This is a genomic window from Bradyrhizobium sp. LMTR 3 (genome assembly GCF_001693485.1).
Taxonomy (GTDB): Bacteria; Pseudomonadota; Alphaproteobacteria; order Rhizobiales; family Xanthobacteraceae; genus Bradyrhizobium.
The window spans coordinates 148954-167078 of sequence record NZ_MAXC01000001.1 but is presented as its reverse complement, the minus strand read 5'-3'; the positions used below and the strand labels follow the sequence as shown (position 1 = coordinate 167078).

At 62.4% G+C, this 18125-nt stretch carries 18 protein-coding genes and 1 tRNA gene; 12 read left to right on the top strand and 7 right to left on the bottom strand.

What is annotated here, in order from left to right; all coding sequences use genetic code 11:
- Nucleotides 1-107 precede the first annotated feature (107 nt).
- Nucleotides 108-1634, bottom strand: a complete 1527-nt coding sequence (locus LMTR3_RS00800; protein ID WP_065743198.1) for an FAD-dependent oxidoreductase — start codon at nt 1632-1634, stop codon at nt 108-110.
- A 93-nt stretch (nt 1635-1727) separates the two neighbouring features.
- Nucleotides 1728-2183, bottom strand: coding sequence for a GatB/YqeY domain-containing protein (locus tag LMTR3_RS00795; RefSeq protein WP_065743197.1), 456 nt, complete (start codon nt 2181-2183; stop codon nt 1728-1730).
- Nucleotides 2184-2445: 262 nt separating this feature from the next.
- Between LMTR3_RS00795 and carA the strand changes: the two genes are divergently transcribed.
- The 3 genes from carA (at nt 2446) to LMTR3_RS00780 (ending at nt 5025) form a co-directional block, all read left to right on the top strand.
- The gene (gene carA, locus LMTR3_RS00790) at nt 2446-3636 is read left to right on the top strand and encodes a glutamine-hydrolyzing carbamoyl-phosphate synthase small subunit (protein ID WP_065743196.1); all 1191 of its coding nucleotides are present in this window, start codon (nt 2446-2448) and stop codon (nt 3634-3636) included.
- A 178-nt stretch (nt 3637-3814) separates the two neighbouring features.
- Nucleotides 3815-4312, top strand: coding sequence for a PaaI family thioesterase (locus LMTR3_RS00785; RefSeq protein WP_065743195.1), 498 nt, complete (start codon nt 3815-3817; stop codon nt 4310-4312).
- A gap of 179 nt (nt 4313-4491) precedes the next feature.
- Nucleotides 4492-5025 (top strand): hypothetical protein, encoded by a 534-nt coding sequence (locus LMTR3_RS00780; RefSeq protein WP_065743194.1) that lies wholly within the window; start codon nt 4492-4494, stop codon nt 5023-5025.
- Nucleotides 5026-5037: 12 nt separating this feature from the next.
- Here the strand turns inward: LMTR3_RS00780 and LMTR3_RS00775 are convergent, their stop codons facing one another.
- Together LMTR3_RS00775 and LMTR3_RS00770 are read right to left on the bottom strand one after the other, a co-directional pair.
- Nucleotides 5038-5376 carry a hypothetical protein gene (locus LMTR3_RS00775; protein ID WP_065743193.1) on the bottom strand — a complete coding sequence of 113 codons (339 nt, stop codon included), beginning with the start codon at nt 5374-5376 and terminating at the stop codon, nt 5038-5040.
- A gap of 234 nt (nt 5377-5610) precedes the next feature.
- Complete coding sequence (locus LMTR3_RS00770; RefSeq protein WP_065743192.1) at nt 5611-6141, bottom strand: Dps family protein; 531 nt, start codon at nt 6139-6141, stop codon at nt 5611-5613.
- Nucleotides 6142-6263: 122 nt separating this feature from the next.
- On the opposite strand from LMTR3_RS00770, the gene LMTR3_RS00765 reads away from it, so the two are divergent.
- The 5 genes from LMTR3_RS00765 to LMTR3_RS00745 all read left to right on the top strand — a co-directional run bounded on the left by LMTR3_RS00765 (nt 6264) and on the right by LMTR3_RS00745 (nt 12421).
- Nucleotides 6264-6968, top strand: coding sequence for a class I SAM-dependent methyltransferase (locus LMTR3_RS00765; protein WP_065743191.1), 705 nt, complete (start codon nt 6264-6266; stop codon nt 6966-6968).
- A 79-nt stretch (nt 6969-7047) separates the two neighbouring features.
- Nucleotides 7048-7123 (top strand) — tRNA-OTHER (locus LMTR3_RS00760).
- A gap of 314 nt (nt 7124-7437) precedes the next feature.
- On the top strand, nt 7438-10902 hold the full coding sequence (gene carB, locus LMTR3_RS00755) for a carbamoyl-phosphate synthase large subunit (RefSeq protein WP_065743190.1): 3465 nt from the start codon (nt 7438-7440) through the stop codon (nt 10900-10902).
- 212 nt (nt 10903-11114) lie between these two features.
- On the top strand, nt 11115-11588 hold the full coding sequence (gene greA / locus LMTR3_RS00750; RefSeq protein WP_141686413.1) for a transcription elongation factor GreA: 474 nt from the start codon (nt 11115-11117) through the stop codon (nt 11586-11588).
- A 422-nt stretch (nt 11589-12010) separates the two neighbouring features.
- Nucleotides 12011-12421, top strand: a complete 411-nt coding sequence (locus LMTR3_RS00745; RefSeq protein WP_057847482.1) for a DoxX family protein — start codon at nt 12011-12013, stop codon at nt 12419-12421.
- 102 nt (nt 12422-12523) lie between these two features.
- Here LMTR3_RS00745 and LMTR3_RS00740 read toward each other — a convergent pair whose 3' ends face one another.
- Nucleotides 12524-13003 carry an Lrp/AsnC family transcriptional regulator gene (locus LMTR3_RS00740; RefSeq protein WP_028350193.1) on the bottom strand — a complete coding sequence of 160 codons (480 nt, stop codon included), beginning with the start codon at nt 13001-13003 and terminating at the stop codon, nt 12524-12526.
- 278 nt (nt 13004-13281) lie between these two features.
- Here LMTR3_RS00740 and trxB point away from each other — a divergent pair, with 278 nt between their 5' ends.
- The 3 genes from trxB to dapA all read left to right on the top strand — a co-directional run bounded on the left by trxB (nt 13282) and on the right by dapA (nt 16689).
- A complete protein-coding gene (gene trxB, locus LMTR3_RS00735; RefSeq protein WP_065743189.1) occupies nt 13282-14247 on the top strand; it encodes a thioredoxin-disulfide reductase in 966 nt (321 codons plus the stop codon).
- Between the two features lie 2 nt (nt 14248-14249).
- Entirely contained in the window at nt 14250-15170 is a 921-nt protein-coding gene (locus LMTR3_RS00730; RefSeq protein ID WP_028350191.1) for a LysR family transcriptional regulator, read from the top strand.
- Between the two features lie 586 nt (nt 15171-15756).
- On the top strand, nt 15757-16689 hold the full coding sequence (gene dapA / locus LMTR3_RS00725) for a 4-hydroxy-tetrahydrodipicolinate synthase (protein ID WP_065743188.1): 933 nt from the start codon (nt 15757-15759) through the stop codon (nt 16687-16689).
- A gap of 48 nt (nt 16690-16737) precedes the next feature.
- Here the strand turns inward: dapA and LMTR3_RS38290 are convergent, their stop codons facing one another.
- Complete coding sequence (locus tag LMTR3_RS38290; protein WP_176721795.1) at nt 16738-16878, bottom strand: hypothetical protein; 141 nt, start codon at nt 16876-16878, stop codon at nt 16738-16740.
- A gap of 232 nt (nt 16879-17110) precedes the next feature.
- On the opposite strand from LMTR3_RS38290, the gene LMTR3_RS39725 reads away from it, so the two are divergent.
- Complete coding sequence (locus LMTR3_RS39725; RefSeq protein WP_283809255.1) at nt 17111-17245, top strand: hypothetical protein; 135 nt, start codon at nt 17111-17113, stop codon at nt 17243-17245.
- A gap of 183 nt (nt 17246-17428) precedes the next feature.
- Here LMTR3_RS39725 and LMTR3_RS00720 read toward each other — a convergent pair whose 3' ends face one another.
- Nucleotides 17429-18109 (bottom strand): AAA family ATPase, encoded by a 681-nt coding sequence (locus tag LMTR3_RS00720; protein WP_065743187.1) that lies wholly within the window; start codon nt 18107-18109, stop codon nt 17429-17431.
- Nucleotides 18110-18125: the final 16 nt, after the last annotated feature.

Sequence of the window (18125 nt, the reverse complement as noted above, 5' to 3'; positions counted from 1 at the left end):
CGGCTTGTTGCCGGCCATCAACGTTCTTGTTGCTTACCGCGACTTTAAAGACGTGGATGCCCGGGACAAGCCCGGGCATGACGTGGGGCTACATTTTGTGGCCTGACTTAGGGCGTCCGCGCCTTCTCCATCGCAAGCTCTGCCTCGAGGCTTGCGAGGTCCCGGTAGATCGAGGCGACGGCGAGCACGCGGCCGTTGCGCTTGTACTGCAGCAGGCAATCCTTGCCGGGGATGTCGCCGTCGACGGTGATTTCGTCCCATTTCTCGGCGTAACCGACATAATTGATCGGCACATCGTAGTGCTGGCTCCAGAAAAACGGCACCGCATGGAACGGCTCGCGCTGCCCGAGCATGTTTCGCGCGGCGGTCTGGCCCTGACGCTCGGCCACCACCCAATGTTCGACGCGAATGGTCTCAAGGGAATGCGGATCGGGCCAGCGCGCAATATCGCCCGCGGCATAGATCCCGGGGACGCTGGTTTCCAGATAGGCATTGACCGTGACGCCGCGATCGATCGTCAGCCCGGCCTGCTCGGCCAATTCAAGGCGCGGACGCACGCCGACGCCGACCACCACGATATCGGCGTCGATCGCGCCGCCGCTTTTCAGCGTCGCGCGTTTGCCGTCGATCCCTGTTACGGTGTCGCCGAGATGAAAGATAACGCCGTGCTCCTCATGCAGGGCACGAACGAAGTCGCCCATCGCGGGCCCCAGCACGCGCTCCATCGGCCGCGGCTCCAGGCCGACGACATGGACCTCGATATTTCTGGCGCGTAACGACGCCGCGACTTCGAGCCCGATAAAGCTCGCGCCGATCACGAGCGCGCGTCGCGCGCCGCCGGCCGATGCGATGATGGCGCGGGAATCGGCCAGCGAGCGCAGCACGTGGACGTGTGGCTGATCCGCGCCCGGTATCGGCAGGCGCACCGGCTCCGCGCCGGTCGCCAGCAGCAAGCGGTCATAGGGAATGGTCTCGCCGCCTGATGTGACGACATGGCGCGCGTTGGGATCGATTGACGTGACCTCGGTGTTGAGCCGCAGGTCGATCTTCGCCTCGGCGTAGAAATCATCCGGCCGCAACGGCACCCAGTCCTCCGGCGCGCTGCCGGCGAGATAGTCTTTTGACAGGTTCGGCCGGTCTACCGGTGCCGCCGCCTCATGGCTCAGCATCACGATGCTGCCGCGATAATCCTGCCGCCGCAGCATCTCGGCGGCGGCAAAGCCTGCCGCGCCACCGCCGATGATCACGATTTGGCTGGGCGCATCGACAGCGCCCTTCACCTGCGGCTCGGGCTGCTCACGCTTCTCCCGAACGAAGATGCGACCGTCTTGCTGCTCGACCTTCCAGACCGCGACCGGACTGAGCGCCGGCGCCCGGGTAGCTTCGCCGGTGCGCAAGTCGAAACAGGCATGATGCCAGGGACAGCGGATTCCCTCGCCGGTCACGAGGCCTTCGGCGAGCGGCCCGTGATAATGGGTGCAATGCGCACCGACCGCGAAAATTTCCGGTCCCGAACGCACCAGCAGCACTTCATCGTCGCCGACATGGCCGAGCAACATCTCCCCTGCGAATTCGGACGGGGCTATGCCCTTTGAGAGATCGGGACCGGCGGGCGAAGCTTGCTGGTCAGCCATGCCTTCCTCCGCTCTCGTTGCGCTACGTCGTCACTTTCGAGTTTGAACTCAAACGATGTTTCATCAGCACGAAGGTTCCCGAGCGTAAAAAATTTATCCTGATAGCGCCGCCTTCACCAGGCCGCTCGCCTTGCCGAAATCCATCTGGCCGGCAAACTTCGCACGCAGCACGCCGATCACCTTGCCCATGTCCTTCATGCCGGCGGCGCCGGTCTCGGCGATGGCAGCCGAAATCGCGGCCTTCACCTCATCGTCCGACATCTGTTTCGGCAGATAGGCAGAAATCACCGCGATCTCCTCGCGCTCCTGCGCGGCAAGCTCGGCGCGGCCGCCCTTGTCGTAGAGCTCGACCGATTCCTGGCGCTGCTTGATCATCTTCTGCAGCACGCCGAGCACGTCGGCGTCCGACAGCGGCGGCTTGCCCTGCCCGCGCGCGTCGATGTCGGCATTCTTGATGGTCGAATTGACCATGCGCAGCGTGGAGAGCTTGCGCTCGTCCTTTGCCCTCATGGCGTCCTTGACCGCATTGTTGATGTCGTCGCGCAGCATGGGTGCCTCACTGAAAATGGTGCCGCCGGAAAGATGCCGGGTTATGTAACGATTCCACCTATATAGGACGGGAACGACCAGGATCGGCAGTCGAATTGCCCTGCCGGTTCCAGATTCGACCGGATTTGGTGAAAAACCGGAAAACCCGGCTCAAGTCTATAGAACCGGCTGTCAAATATGCGGCAAACGCATGTGAATCCCGCGCTTTTCTTGGCCTTCCGGCTTTGACGCGCGGGGGTGCTTGCGACTATGAAGTGCGCTCATGACAACATCTGAAAATGCTTCAGCCTGGCCGGACCTGAAACCGACCGCGCTCCTCGTGCTTGCCGACGGTACCGTGCTGGAAGGTTTTGGCCTCGGCGCGGAAGGCCACGCCGTCGGCGAAGTCTGCTTCAACACCGCGATGACCGGTTATGAGGAGATCCTCACCGATCCCTCCTATGCCGGGCAGCTCATCACCTTCACCTTCCCGCATATCGGCAATGTCGGCACCAACGACGAGGATATCGAGACGGTGAACATGGCGGCGACGCCGGGCGCGCGCGGCGTTATCCTGCGCACGGCCATCACCGATCCCTCGAACTACCGCGCCACCCGCCATCTCGACCAATGGCTGCGCGCCCGCGGCATCATCGGGCTGTCGGGCATCGATACAAGGGCGCTGACTGCGCTGATCCGCTCAAAGGGCATGCCGAACGCGGTGATTGCGCATGCCAAGAACGGCGTGTTCGACCTGCACGGCCTGAAGGAAGAGGCGCGCGAATGGCCCGGCCTGGAAGGCATGGATCTGGTGCCTATGGTGACGTCGGGCCAGCGCTTTACCTGGGACGAGACGCCGTGGGCCTGGCAGAACGGCTTTGGCCGGCAGAGCGAACCTGAGTTCAACGTGGTCGCGATCGACTACGGCATCAAGCGCAACATTTTGCGGCTCCTGGCCGGTGAAGGCTGCAAGGTCACGGTGGTGCCGGCGACGACTTCCGCCGAAGACATTCTGGCGATGAAGCCGGACGGCGTGTTTCTTTCCAACGGCCCGGGCGACCCGGCCGCGACCGGCAAATATGCGGTGCCCGTGATTCAGCAGGTGATCCAGTCCGGCACGCCGACTTTCGGTATTTGCCTGGGTCATCAGATGCTGGGCCTGGCCGTCGGCGCCAAGACCAAAAAGATGCATCAGGGCCATCACGGCGCCAATCATCCGGTCAAGGACGAAACCACCGGCAAGGTGGAGATTACCTCGATGAACCACGGCTTTGCCGTCGACCAGGCTACGCTGCCCGAGGGCGCGATGCAGACCCACATCTCGCTGTTCGACGGCTCCAATTGCGGCATCGAGCTCAAGGGCAAGCCGGTATTCTCGGTGCAGTATCACCCGGAAGCCTCGCCGGGGCCGCGCGACTCGCATTACCTGTTCAAGCGGTTTGCCGATCTGATGCGAGAGAAGAAGCGGGCGTAAGCCACATTCGTCATTGCCGGGCTTGCCGGCTTCGCTAAAGCTACGCCGGCCCGATACTAGCGTGCCCGGCGAAGCCTAGCCCTAGCCGGGACCCGGCAATCCATCTTCTCTTGAAGAGTGATGGATGCCCGGATCAAGTCCGGGCATGACGATTTAGTTGTGTGTCGAAAGCTCGGAAATGGACAAACCCGCCGCCGCCAATGTCGAATACGGCGTGGCACCGACGCACGTCATGGCCTCGATGTCCGGCCTCGACTTCGTGCGCGCCATGTTCGAGGGCAAGCTGCCCTCCCCGCCGATCATGCAGAATGTCGAGCCGTTCGATTCCACTGCCGAGAAGGGACATGTGGTGTTCTACAGCGTGCCCGGCTTCCGGCATTACAATCCGATCGGTTCGGTGCATGGCGGCTATGCCGCGATCCTGTTGGATTCCGCGATGGGCCTTGCGGTGCATTCCGCCCTCCCCGCCGGCACCGGCTACACCACGCTGGAATTCAAGATCTCCTTCATCAAGGGCATGACAAAGGATACCGGCCCTGTCCGCACGGAGGGCAAGACACTCAATGTCGGCCGCCGCGCCGCCACCGCCGAGGCGCGGATCACCGACGCCAACGGCCGCCTGCTCGCGCATGCGACAACGACGTGTCTGGTTTTCGAGATTCCGAGGGGAACGTGAAGCGCTGAGCGCGGTTTTGAATTGTAGAAATCGTAGGGTGGGCAAAGCGACTTGTCCGCCGTAGCTCAACGAGCGAAGGCGGAAGCGTGCCCACCATCTTGCACGCCGCAAGCGGTGGTGGGCACGTCGCTAACGCTCCTTTGCCCACCCTACGAATCTACGATTATCGGAGGACCAACATGTCCATCGTCAGCGCCGATATCGAGCCGCTCACCTTCGTGTTCGAGGACGACGGCCTCGTGCCCAACAATCCCCTGCCGTTGCTGGTTTACAAGGGCGTGGTCTATCTCGCCAACGATCACCCGGAAAAGACCATCGAGGCGCTGTTCGGCGGCAATGGCTGGGGCGCGATGTGGCGCAACGGCGTCTACGACTATGTGCACTACCACGCCACGGTACATGAGGCGCTCGGCGTCGCCCGCGGCCGGGCCCGCGTCCGCTTCGGCGGTCACAGCGGCAAGGAGCTCGAAATCACGCCCGGCGATGTCGCGATCCTTCCCGCCGGCACCGGGCATCAATGCGTGTTCGCCAGCCCCGATTTCTGCGTGGTCGGCGCCTATCCGCCGGGACCACCGATGCAGATCACGCGCCCGACGCCGGAGAACCACGCCAGGGCGCTGAAGACGATCCCGGAAGTGAAGCTGCCGAAGACCGATCCGGTGCAGGGCGAAGACGGGCCGCTGGTCCGGCTGTGGAAGCGTGGCACGCGATGAAGCGGAGCGCCGTCATCCGCGCCTGGCAATCGGGACATTAGGTTCGGACAAAGCCTCCGGCACCGGCTCGCTCGACGAAACCCGCATCGCCGCGATCCGCGCGACAAAAAGCCCGATGACGAGATTTGTTCGTTCGATCTCCAGTCTGTCGCGGATCGGCCCGTTCGGAACGGTCGCGCACAACGCCCTGATGCATTCCAGGGTGCGCGACAATGAATCGACTACCGCATAGATCGGCTCGATCGACGGCGGCGCCGATGGCGCGCCCGGCGTATCGCCGGCCCGCTGGCCGGATGGGCCAACACGACGGCCGGACGTTGCCACGTCACGGAATTCGACAATTCTCTGCATCGGTGGATTCCAAACTTACAGTTTGCTCTTTAAAGTTGTATTTATGTCGCCGGACATTCAAGTCGCCGGCCGCTATGCAGCATAAAGGCGCTCTCGCGCAGGCCCGCTTAAATTGATTATCGGAATCGCGCACCGCATATTCTTTGCGCGCGTGAATTAGCGCGGCGCAATCCACCGCCCTGTGTGGGGGACATGGCGGGTTACGCTTCCGCTAACCCGCCCTACTCCAGCCGCTCACGCCACGTTGGCGCCTTCCTGGCGGCTTGCCTCAAACAGGAACCAGGTGCGGCGCTCGGTCTCGTCGATGAAAGTCTCGAGCAGGCCCGCAGTGCCGGAATCCTCGTGCTCGTCGGCGAGCTTGTGCGCCTTGCGCATCGCCGCCGCCACATGCTTGTTGTCTTCCATCAGCTCGCGCAGCATTTCGCGCGGCGGCACGTAGTCCTCGTTATTGTCCTTGATGGTCTGCAGCTTGGCGACCTGCCCGATCGAGCGCAGCGTGGTGCCGCCAAGTTTGCGGACCCGTTCAGCGAGTTGGTCGGTGGTGGCGAAGATCGCTTCCGACTGCTCGTCCAGCATGAGGTGATAGTCGCGGAAATGACGGCCGCTGACGTGCCAGTGGAAATTCTTGGTCTTCAGATAGAGCGCGAACGCGTCCGCCAGCAGCGTATTGAGCGAGGCCGAGATCTTGTCCACGGCGGCCGGCGGCAGGTCGGTCGGCGTATCGAGGTCGGCGGATACCTTGTCGGATTTACTGGTTTTGCTCACGTTGAACCTTCCTGTTAGGAATTGGGCACGACGGCATTGGCAGGGAGCGCCGGACCGTCCAACGCCCCACCTAGGTACCGGTTCCGTTACCGGAACCCCCAGTTTTGCCGGACCCGACTGCGATGGACGAATGGATCGACTACTACGATTCCACGCATACGATTTATGCGAGCAGGCTGCATCGCGACCTGCATTTCCAGGTCATCGCGCGCGATATCATCGGCTATATCGCTTCGCCCGACGCGGTCGTACTGGACTATGCCTGCGGCGAAGCGCTGTCGGCTGCCAAGGTGGCGGATGCCTGCGCAAAACTCTATCTGGCCGAACCGGCGCCCGGCGTCCGCGGCCGGCTGATCGCGCGTTTTGCACCGAACACCAAGATCCGCGTCCGCTCGCTTGAGGATCTCACGCGAATGGCGGAAAGCTCGGTCGATCTCGTCGTCATGAATTCGGTCGCGCAATACATGACGCCAGGGGAGTTGGATTCGGCGCTTGCCGTCATTCGCCGGTTGTTGAAGCCTAACGGTCGCCTGGTGCTCGGCGACATCCTGCGCCCCGAGGTCGGCATGGCCAAAGACGTGCTGGCGCTCTTGAAATTCGCCGCCGCGCACGGTTTCCTGAAAGACGCGCTTTATGGCCTGGCGAGCACGGCGCTGTCGGACTACCGCCAACTGCGCACGCGCGTCGGGCTGCAGCGCTACAGCGAAGACGAGATGATCGAAAAGCTCGCCGCCTCAGGCTTCACCGCCTCCCGCGCGCATCAGAACATCGGCCACAACCCGTGGCGGATGACGTTCGTCGCGCGGCACGCGCTCCAACGTAATTGAGTTCTACGCGCGTTGAGGTTGTTAACCCTAAAGCGCGGTAAGGATGGTTCACCGCGCCGTGATGAGCAATGATTGCCTCGGCCCGGTGGCGGAAGCGTCGACGCGGGAGCAGTGCAATGCTCTTTATCCTGGTTCAAATCCAGGCCGGGCCTCCACGCTTCGCCCTGACGGGCTACGCGTGGCGCAGCCACGACGGAGACCGGCGGGGCAAAGCGTGTCCGGCGTAGCTTGAGCAAAGCGAAAGCGTAGACGGACTGGGCCCCCCGCGTAGCCCAAAGGGCGAAGCCGGGCCTCGGCAATCATCGCAACTTCCTCCAAAAAACGCGGTTGATGAGGGGTTTTTGGGGGTTTCGCGGGTGCGGAATCTGGTCTAAAGACCACCCGCGCGCGAGGGTGACCCGCGCTCTTGGCTTAGGGGACGCGCGGCTGCGCGCCCTTTTTTTGTGCCCAAAATCCAGTCTGAGAGCTGATGCCCAAAAGAACAGATATCTCCACCATCCTGATCATCGGCGCGGGTCCCATCGTGATCGGCCAGGCCTGCGAATTCGATTATTCCGGCACCCAGGCGGTGAAGACCCTGAAGGAAGAGGGCTACCGTATCGTCCTCGTCAATTCCAATCCGGCCACCATCATGACCGACCCGGAATTGGCTGATGCGACCTATATCGAGCCGATCACGCCCGAAATCGTCGCCAAGATCATCGAGAAGGAGCGCTACGTCATCCCCGGCGGCTTTGCGCTGTTGCCGACCATGGGCGGGCAGACCGCGCTGAACTGTGCGCTGTCGCTGCGCCGTCAGGGCACGCTCGACAAATTCGATGTCGAGATGATCGGCGCCACCGCTGACGCCATCGACAAGGCCGAAGACCGCCAGCTTTTCCGCAACGCGATGGAGAAGATCGGCCTGCAGACGCCGAAATCGCGGCTCGCCAACGCCTCGGCGCTGAAAAAGTCCTATCGCGACAAATACCTCGCCGAACGTGAGAAGCTAACGGGCGACGCGCTGGATGAGCTCGAACGGCAATGGACGATCGGCGAAAACGAGCGCCGCAAGCGTTACCAGGAGCATGCGCTCGGCGAGGCGCTGATGGCGCTGTCCGAAATCGGGCTCCCTGCAATCATCCGCCCCTCCTTCACCATGGGCGGCACCGGCGGCGGTATCGCTTACAACAAGGAAGAATTCCTCGACATCATCGAACGCGGGCTCGACGCCTCACCGACCAACGAAGTGCTGATCGAGGAATCCGTGCTCGGCTGGAAAGAGTTCGAGATGGAGGTGGTGCGCGACAAGAAGGACAATTGCATCATCGTCTGCTCGATCGAGAACCTCGATCCGATGGGCGTGCACACCGGCGATTCCATCACGGTAGCGCCGGCGCTGACGCTGACCGACAAAGAATACCAGATCATGCGCGACGCCTCGATCGCGGTGCTGCGCGAAATCGGCGTGGAGACCGGCGGATCCAACGTGCAGTTCGGCGTCAACCCCGATGACGGCCGCATGGTGGTGATCGAGATGAATCCGCGCGTGTCACGCTCCTCGGCGCTCGCATCAAAAGCCACCGGCTTTCCGATCGCAAAAGTCGCCGCCAAGCTCGCGGTCGGCTACACGCTCGATGAAATTGCCAACGACATCACCGGCGGCGCGACGCCCGCCTCGTTCGAGCCGACCATCGACTATGTGGTGACCAAGGTCCCCCGCTTTGCGTTCGAAAAGTTTCCCGGCGCCTCCATCACGCTGACGACCTCGATGAAGTCGGTCGGCGAAGTCATGGCGATCGGCCGCACGTTCCAGGAGAGCCTGCAGAAGGCGTTGCGCGGGCTCGAGACCGGACTGACCGGGCTCGACGAGATCGAGATCGAGGGGTTAGGGCGCGGCGACGACAAGAACGCGATCCGCGCCGCGTTGGGCACGCCGACGCCGAACCGCATCCTGCAGGTGGCGCAGGCGATGCGGCTCGGCTGGTCGAACGAAGACATCTTCAATTCGTGCAAGATCGATCCATGGTTTCTCGCCGAGATGCGCGGCATCATCGACATGGAAACGAAGATCAGGACGCACGGCCTGCCGCCGAACGGCTATGGCATGCGCATGCTGAAGGCGATGGGCTTTTCCGACGCACGGCTTGCCGTACTGTCCGAGTCCACCGAAGCCGAGATCACCGCGAAGCGTCACGCGCTCGGCGTACGCCCCGCTTTCAAGCGCATCGACACCTGCGCCGCCGAATTCGCCTCCCCCACCGCCTACATGTATTCGAGCTATGAAGCGCCGTTTGCGGGCGCGCTGGCCGACGAGAGCGCGCCCTCCGACCGCAAGAAGGTCATCATTCTCGGCGGCGGCCCGAACCGGATCGGCCAGGGCATCGAATTCGACTATTGCTGCTGCCATGCCTGCTTCGCGCTCGACGATGCCGGGTATGAAACCATCATGATCAACTGCAATCCGGAGACGGTGTCGACCGACTACGACACCGCCGACCGGCTGTATTTCGAGCCGCTCACTGCCGAGGACGTGCTGGAAATCGTCGCCACCGAGCGGCAGAACGGCACGCTGCACGGCGTGATCGTGCAGTTCGGCGGGCAGACCCCACTGAAGTTGGCGCGCGCGCTGGAAGCCGCCGACGTGCCGATCCTCGGCACCTCGCCCGACGCCATCGACCTCGCCGAGGACCGCGACCGTTTCAAGCGCGTTCTCGACAAACTGAAGTTAAAGCAGCCTAAGAACGGTATCGCCTATTCGGTCGAGCAGGCGCGGCTGGTGTCGGCCGATCTCGGCCTGCCGCTGGTGGTGCGTCCGTCCTACGTGCTGGGCGGCCGCGCGATGCAGATCATCCGCGAGGAAACCCAGCTCAACGATTATCTGCTCGGGACGCTACCCGAGCTGGTGCCGGCCGACGTCAAGGCGCGCTACCCCAACGACAAGACCGGGCAGATCAATACCGTGCTCGGCAAGAACCCGCTGCTGTTCGACCGCTATTTGTCTGATGCTACCGAGATCGACGTTGATTGCCTCTGCGACGGCAAGGATACCTTCATCGTCGGCATCATGGAACATATCGAGGAAGCCGGCATTCACTCCGGCGATTCCGCCTGTTCGCTGCCGCCGCATTCGCTGGATGCGAAGATGATCGAGGAGCTCGAGCGGCAAACCCGCGAGCTCGCGCTCGGCCTCGACGTGGTCGGGCTGATGAACGTGCAATATGCGATCAAGGACGGCGAGATCTACGTGCTCGAGGTCAATCCGCGGGCGTCGCGCACCGTTCCGTTCGTCGCCAAGGTCGTCGGTACGCCGGTGGCGAAGATCGCGGCACGGATTATGGCCGGCGAGAAGCTCGCCGATTTCAAGCTGAAGAAGAAGCAGCTCGGCCATGTCGGCGTCAAAGAGTCGGTCTTCCCTTTCGCGCGCTTCCCCGGCGTCGATACCGTGCTCGGTCCGGAGATGCGCTCGACCGGCGAGGTGATGGGCATCGACCGCTCGTTCGAGATTGCCTTTGCCAAGAGCCAGCTCGGCGGCGGCACCCGCGTGCCGCGCAAGGGCACCGTCTTCGTCTCGGTGCGCGAGACCGACAAGACCCGTATCGCCGAGGCGGTCCGGCTTCTGCACTCGCTCGGCTTCAAGGTGATGGGCACCTCGGGCACCCAGCGCTTCCTCGCCGACAAGGGCATTCCGACCGAGAAGGTCAACAAGGTGCTGGAAGGGCGGCCGCACATCGTCGATGCCATCACCAATGGCGACATTCAGCTCGTTTTCAACACCACCGAAGGGCCGCAGGCGCTGGCCGACAGCCGTTCGCTGCGGCGGGCTGCCCTCTTGCATAAAGTGCCGTATTACACCACTCTTTCGGGTGCTGTTGCGGCCGCCCAGGGCATCCGCGCCTATCTGGGCGGGGACCTTGAGGTCCGCACGCTACAGAGCTATTTTTCCGAAAACTGATCGTTTGCCGGGCGAAAATGCCCGCGAAACGATCGGCAATAAGCCGGCATGGCTGGAACTCACCGCCCCGTTTGGATGTTGCAAGGCCCCTGACGGGGCCTAAAATCAACGGGCTGGCGGGTTCGTGTGTCGAGTTCCTGATCGAAAATCGAAAGCGTGGCTCGTGCGCGCAACTTCTGGCGGCTCGCACGAGGGAAGGACGGAAAGAGATGATGGACAAGGTTCCGATGACTGCTAGCGGGTATGCCGCCCTGGAGGTCGAGTTGAAGCAGCGCCAATCGGTGGAGCGTCCGCGCATCATCGAGCATATCGCCGAGGCGCGCTCGCATGGCGACCTCTCCGAGAACGCGGAATATCACGCGGCCAAGGAAGAGCAGTCACACAACGAAGGCCGCATCGCCGAGCTCGAGGACAAGCTCGCGCGCGCCGACATCATCGACATCTCGAAGCTGTCCGGCGACACCGTCAAGTTCGGCGCGACCGTCACGCTGGTCGACGAGGACACCGAAAAGAAAGCGGTGTGGCAGATCGTCGGCGAACCGGAAGCCGACGCCAAGAAGGGCCGCATCTCGATCACCTCGCCGCTGGCTCGCGCCCTGATCGGCAAGAAGAAGGGTTCGACCGTGGAGGTCGTGGCTCCCGGCGGCGCCAAGGCCTACGAGATCACCAAGGTCGAGTGGCGATAGAGCATGATCTCCGCGCAAACGCGTTCGGCGTTTGTCGCGAGGGAAAACCGGTATCCACTTTTCAGAATCATGCTGTAGTCACCTGCAAGTTACTGTTGCGACAAAGCCGCGTTTTCCACGCGGCTTTTTTGTTGCTGCTGTCCTGACAGGAATGTGAGTAGTGGTGCAGTGGATTTCAGAATATCCGAATCCCGGACGATGTTTATAGACTATAACTAACTGCACCGGGCGTGCCGGCGTTGCGAAACGGCGGCATAGTGCTGCGTTGCAATCGCAGCACTATCGCGAAGCGGCGCAGTGAAGGGGAATGATTCGATCTCAGGGGTGTTGTGTCGGCATCACACGCGATCCGACAAGACCGTGTAATCTCGTGGCGCTAAATTTTAGCGCGTCAAACAAAGGGGGACTATGACATGGAACAAATCGACAAGATGCTCGCGAAATGGCAACCGCCGGCGCTGAGCCTGTTTCGCTTCATCACCGGGCTATTGCTGTTTCAGTACGGTGTCGCGAAGATTCTGAAGTTTCCGACAATTCCGGAGGGCAACGCTTACGCCTTCCTCAACAAGGTGCAATTGATGTCCCTATCGGGAGCCGCCGGAGCGATTGAGTTGATTCTAGGCGGGCTCTTGCTGCTCGGACTGTTCACGCAACCCGTCGCCTTCATTCTCGCCGGCGAGATGGCCTTTGCCTATTTCATCGGTCATGCGCCGAGGAGCTTTTTTCCGCTCATCAACGGCGGCACGCTGGCGATCCTGTTCTGCTTCGCCTGCCTATATCTTTCGACTGCAGGCGGCGGCCCGTACAGCGTCGACGCGATGCGGAAGAAGTGACTGAGCGTCAGCTCAGTCATTCCGGGATGGTGCGTAAGCACCAGACCCGGAATCTCGAGATTCCGGGTTCGCGCTTTGCGCGCCCCGGAATGACGCTTCGCTTCACCCCGCCACCTTCACATCGAGCGGCACCGCCGCTTCATATTTCGAATTGTGCAGCACCAGCGACGTCCTGACGTTGCGCACATGCGGCGCGGCCGTCAGGTGCGTGACGAAATCCTGAAACGTCGCCATGTCGGGCGCGACGCATTTGAGGATGAAGTCGACTTCGCCCGACAGCATCCAGCATTCCCGCACCAGGGGCTCGGCGCGGACAAAATCCTCGAACGCGCGCAAATCCGCATCCGCCTGGCTGGACAAATGGACGGAAGCAAACACGGTGACGTCGAAGCCTAACCGACGCGGATCCAACAGGCCCCGATAGCCCTGGATGTAGCCTTCTTCCTCCAATGTGCGGACCCGGCGCAGGCAGGGCGGCGGCGAGATGCCGACACGCTTGGCGAGTTCCACGTTGGTGATTCGGCCGTCGGCCTGGATTTCGGCAAGGATTCGAAGGTCGATTTCGTCAAGATTCTTCGACACGCGCGTCGGGTTCCCTAATTCTGGCCGCGTGGGCTGGCCTTACTGGCAACTCTCTTAGCGCACGCCGCGCGGCTTGCGCAATTTTATTGCGCGCACGACGTCATATTTCGCGATTGTTACTTCAGTTCCGGGGAAAATTCGCTGGGATGAATTGCAATTCTTGCATAGCTACCCAGATATCTTAGACTTGGATTTGACACTTTCAGCGCCGTCGACCTCCTTCCGGGCGCTTCTGCTCAAAGTCAAAACAAACCCCCGAATAAGAGAGGGATCCGCCGATGCCTGCGCCTATTCATGCCAAGGTCGTCATTATCGGTTCCGGCCCCGCCGGCTACACCGCGGCGATCTACGCGGCGCGCGCGATGCTGGAGCCGGTGCTGATCCAGGGCATCCAGCCCGGCGGACAACTCACCATCACCACCGACGTGGAAAATTATCCGGGCTTTGCCGACGTCATCCAGGGCCCCTGGCTGATGGAGCAGATGGAGAAGCAGGCGGCCCATGTCGGCACCAAAATCGTCACCGATTTCGTCAACAAACTCGAACTGGCGCAGCGGCCGTTCCGCCTGACCTGCGATAGCGGCGACGTCTATCTGGCGGAAACCGTGGTCCTCGCCACCGGCGCGCAGGCGCGCTGGCTCGGCATTCCCTCGGAAGAAAAGTTCAAGGGTTTTGGCGTCTCGGCCTGCGCGACCTGCGACGGCTTCTTCTATCGCGGCAAGGAGGTGATCGTGGTCGGCGGCGGCAATACCGCGGTCGAGGAAGCGCTGTTCCTGACCAACTTTGCATCGACCGTCACGATCGTGCATCGCCGCGATCATTTCCGCGCCGAGCGCATCCTGCAGGATCGCCTGTTCAAAAATCCGAAGATCAAGGTGGTGTGGGACTCGGCGATCGACGAGATCTGCGGCGCCGAGAACCCGAGCAAGGTCACCCATGTGCGCCTGAAGAACGTCAAGACCGGCGCACTCACGAGTGTTGCGGCCGACGGCGTCTTCATCGCCATCGGGCATGCGCCGGCAACCGACCTGGTCAAAGGCCAGATCAAGCTGAAGCCATCAGGCTATGTCGAGGTGGCACCGAACTCGACCGCGACCTCGATCCCCGGCCTGTTCGCCGCCGGCGACGTGGCCGACGAAACCTACCGCCAGGCGGTTACGGCTGCCGGCCTCGGCTGCATGGCAGCCCTCGAGGCCGAACGCTTCCTGGCTTTGCGCGCGACCGATCGCGCGGCGGCTGAATAGTCATGCCTAGAACACGAGACGGATTTGACATGGACTGGGACAAGCTGAAGGTCTTTCACGCGGCGGCGGAAGCGGGAAGCTTTACCCATGCCGGCGAGCAATTGGGGCTCTCGCAATCCGCGGTATCGCGGCAGGTCAGCGCGCTGGAGCAGGAACTTGCGGTGTCGCTGTTCCATCGCCACGCGCGCGGACTCATCCTCACCGAGCAGGGCGATTTGCTGTTCCGCACCGCGCATGACGTCTTCATGCAGTTGCAGGCGGCGCGCGCAAAACTCACCGACAGCCGCGAGCGGCCGAGCGGTGACCTCAAGATCACGACGCCGCCAGCGCTCGGCATCAACTGGCTGATCCCGCGGCTCGACGAGTTCACCGCGCTTTATCCTGACATCCGCATCTCGCTGATCGTCACCGACGAGGATCTCGACCTGTCGATGCGCGAGGCCGACGTCGCGATCCGGACCCGCAAGCCGACCCAGCCCGACCTGATCCAGCGCAAGCTGTTCTCGATCGGCTTCCATGCCTATTGCTCGCCGGAATACATCAAGCGCTTCGGTACGCCGCGGACGCTGGACGACCTCGACTCGCACCGCATCATCATGCTCGGCGATGCGCAGGTGCCGCCACATCTGCAGAACCGGAGCTGGCTGATCGATGCCGGCCGCAACGGCTCGGGCCCGCGCGAGGCCTACTTCAAGGTGAACAACATCTTGGGGCTCGTTCGCGCCTGCCAGCAGGGGCTCGGCATCGCCGCCCTGCCCGACTATCTGGTCGAGGAGAACAACCGCCTGGTGCAGTTGTTCGGCGAGACCGATTCGATCGCGGTGGACACGTATTTCGTTTACCCCGAGGAATTGAAGACGGTCGCGCGCGTGCAGGTGTTTCGCGACTTCGTGGTGAGCAAGGCGCAGCGCTGGCCCTCCTAAAGCATGATCCGGAAAAGTGGGGACCGGTTTTCCTCGGGACAAACGCGAAGCGTTCGCCCGGAGATCATGCTGTAAAAATAAAGCTGGAAGCGGTGGCGCTACGTCTCCCGCTTTCCGGATTAGGCTATCTTATAGAGGCCAGAGGCCCCGCTCCCCGCATGACTGACATGCGGCTTGGACGGTTGCTGCCGGGCACCGATGAGGATCATAGTATTCAAACGCTGAACGGTCGCGTCGCGCATATGTCCCCCTCCTCCAGTGACGCGGCGGTTCAGTAATCCCTCTTGGAAGGTGATTGTGTCGGCCTCACGTGGCCAATACCTCAAGCCGGGCTCTTTCGGGCCCGGCTTTTTTTCATGTCCGCGTCATGTTCCCGCACAGATTGACATTGAGGTTCTCGGCCTCCATCATCCGCACATGATCACGAGTTCGTGCGCAGCACTGTCGTCGAAAAAAGGTCCCCATCCGGGGACCCGAGATCGACGCGCGCGCTAGTCTGTCGCGAACCCACGATCCCGAACCCCGCCGTCTGGACGGGGTTTTTTGTTGGTCCCGTCTCCGGCTTACCCCAAGAGGAGATGGAACGATGACTGCCCCTTCGACCAACGACCTGGCAAGCCGCCTGCACGGCCTGTGGCTGCCGCTGATCACACCGTTTCGCGACGGCGAACTCGACGAGGCGTCGCTGCGCCGGCTCGTCCGACACTATGCGGCTGGCCCCGTCGACGGCTTCATTCTCGCGGCGACGTCGGGCGAAGGCATGTCGCTCCGCGCAGACGAACTCGAGCGGCTGGTGACGCTGACGCAGAGCGAGCTCTCCGCCAGCCGGCGCCACTTGCCGATCCTGCTCGGCCTGTCCGGCGCCTCCACCGCGAAGATGCTCGATGCGTTGGATGAGACAGCGACCTGGCCGATCGACGGCTATCTGATCGCGAGCCCCTATTACATCCGGCCGTCGCAGCGCGGCCTCGTGCAGCACTTCGCCGCGCTCGCCGATCACGCCTCATGGCCGATCGTGCTCTACAACATTCCCTACCGGACAGGCGTCAGCCTCACCAATGAGACGCTGCTGCAGCTTGCCTTGCATCCAAACATCGTCGGCATGAAGGATTGCGGCGCCGACCGCGCGCAGTCGATCGACCTTCTGGCGAGACGGCCAGCAGGCTTTCGCGTGCTGACCGGCGAAGACGCGGAGTATCACGACGCGCTCGCCGACGGTGCCGATGGCGCGATCCTGTTGTCGGCGCATCTGGAGACCGAGGCCTTCGCATCGCTGCGGACGCTGCTCGCGCAGGGCGACCGCGACGGCGCGCGGGCGCGCTGGAAGGAGCTCTCCCGGCTGACCCGGCTGTTGTTCGCCGAGCCGAGCCCGGCGCCTGCAAAATACTGGCTGGCGCGCAACGGACTGATCGACAGCGCCGAGGTTCGCCTGCCGATGGTGGAGATAAGCGCAGAGTTGGCGGCGTTGCTCGACGAGGAGATCGAGCGGCGCAGGCCACAGCTTTTGCGGCGGGCTTAAGGATGGCATCGGCTCCCTCTCGCCCGATGGCGAGAGGGAGAAATGGAATTAGCTGACCAGCAGGCGATAGGCCATCACGGGCGCGAAGCCGAGCAGCATCGCCCAGGCGGCGAATGACGACACCAGAAGAACGTCGTGCATGCTCTGGGCGTACGCCGCAATCGGAAATTTCTTGTCGTGAGTGCCCATCGCTTTTCCCCCGTCGTTTTTCTGAGCGGGAGATTCATACGCATAAAATTCTAACGTTACGGGCGAGGCTTCGGTCGACTTTGACGCCGTGCAGTCAGGGAATGTTAACCAGGCATGGCGGCGGTTAATCGGCGGTAGCGGATGCGGTCAAATGCAAGCTAAATCGCAACCGGCCTTTAAAGCCGTTCGCGTATCCACATCCCCATACAACAGAAAAACGCGGGGGCGCGTCGTGCATTTTGAAAACAACGGCATTCCTGGACAACAGGGCTTTTCAACCGAGGACATTCTGTGGGCCGTCGGCATCTGGTCGGTGATCCTGACGCTGTCGCCGGTCGTCGTGTTCTACGTGCTGATGGTGGCGTAGGGCAATGTCATTCCGGGATGGTGCGTTAGCACCAGACCTCAGATGCGCAATTGCGCATCGGGGAATCTCGAGATTCCGGGTTCGCTTCGCGCCCCGGAATGACTGCGAAACAGCTCCCCAAAAAGAAAAACGCGCGGAGCCCGCGCGTTCTTTTATCAGTCCGGCAGATCGAGAACGGCGTTGTTACGCCGCCTGCTTGTGCATGGCGCCCGATGCCGACGCCGTTCCGCGAATTGCCTTGATCGAACGTTCGATCGCGCCCCACAGCCTGCTGATCTCCGCAGCCGCCCGGCCTTCCGCGTAGTATTCGCGGGCGCCTTCGCCCTGGCTCAGCGCCATGATCAGATCGGCGCGGTTGGTGATCTGACCGCTCCACACCGGCGCGCGGAATTTCGCCAGCGCTTCACGCGCGATGCTGACGATGCGGCTCTCGGCGCCGTCGCGTTCGGCAGGCGCGCCGTTGATCACGACCGCGTAGGGCTTGCGCGCCGAACGGCAGGTCTGAATGGTTTCCTGCACCGCGTTGACGTCGAACACGCCGGGCCGCGCCGGAATGATCACCATGGTGGCGTTGCGGATCGCATCGTCGACGACGGCCGACAAATTCGGCGGGGTGTCGATGAACACCCATTCGATGCCGTCGCGCTTGGCGGCAGCGACGATGCCGCTGACGGAATTCACCGCGGCCTTGATCGGCGGCTCGTTGGTGCCGCGCAATTTGTGCCAGAGCGTAAGTGACCCTTGCGGATCGGCATCGACGAGCAGGATAGGCTTCGTTGCCTTGTGAACATGGGCAGCGAGGTGAGCAGCCAGGGTACTCTTTCCCGAGCCCCCCTTACGTGATGCGAAAACAATTACGTTCATATCTTGGCCTCCAGTT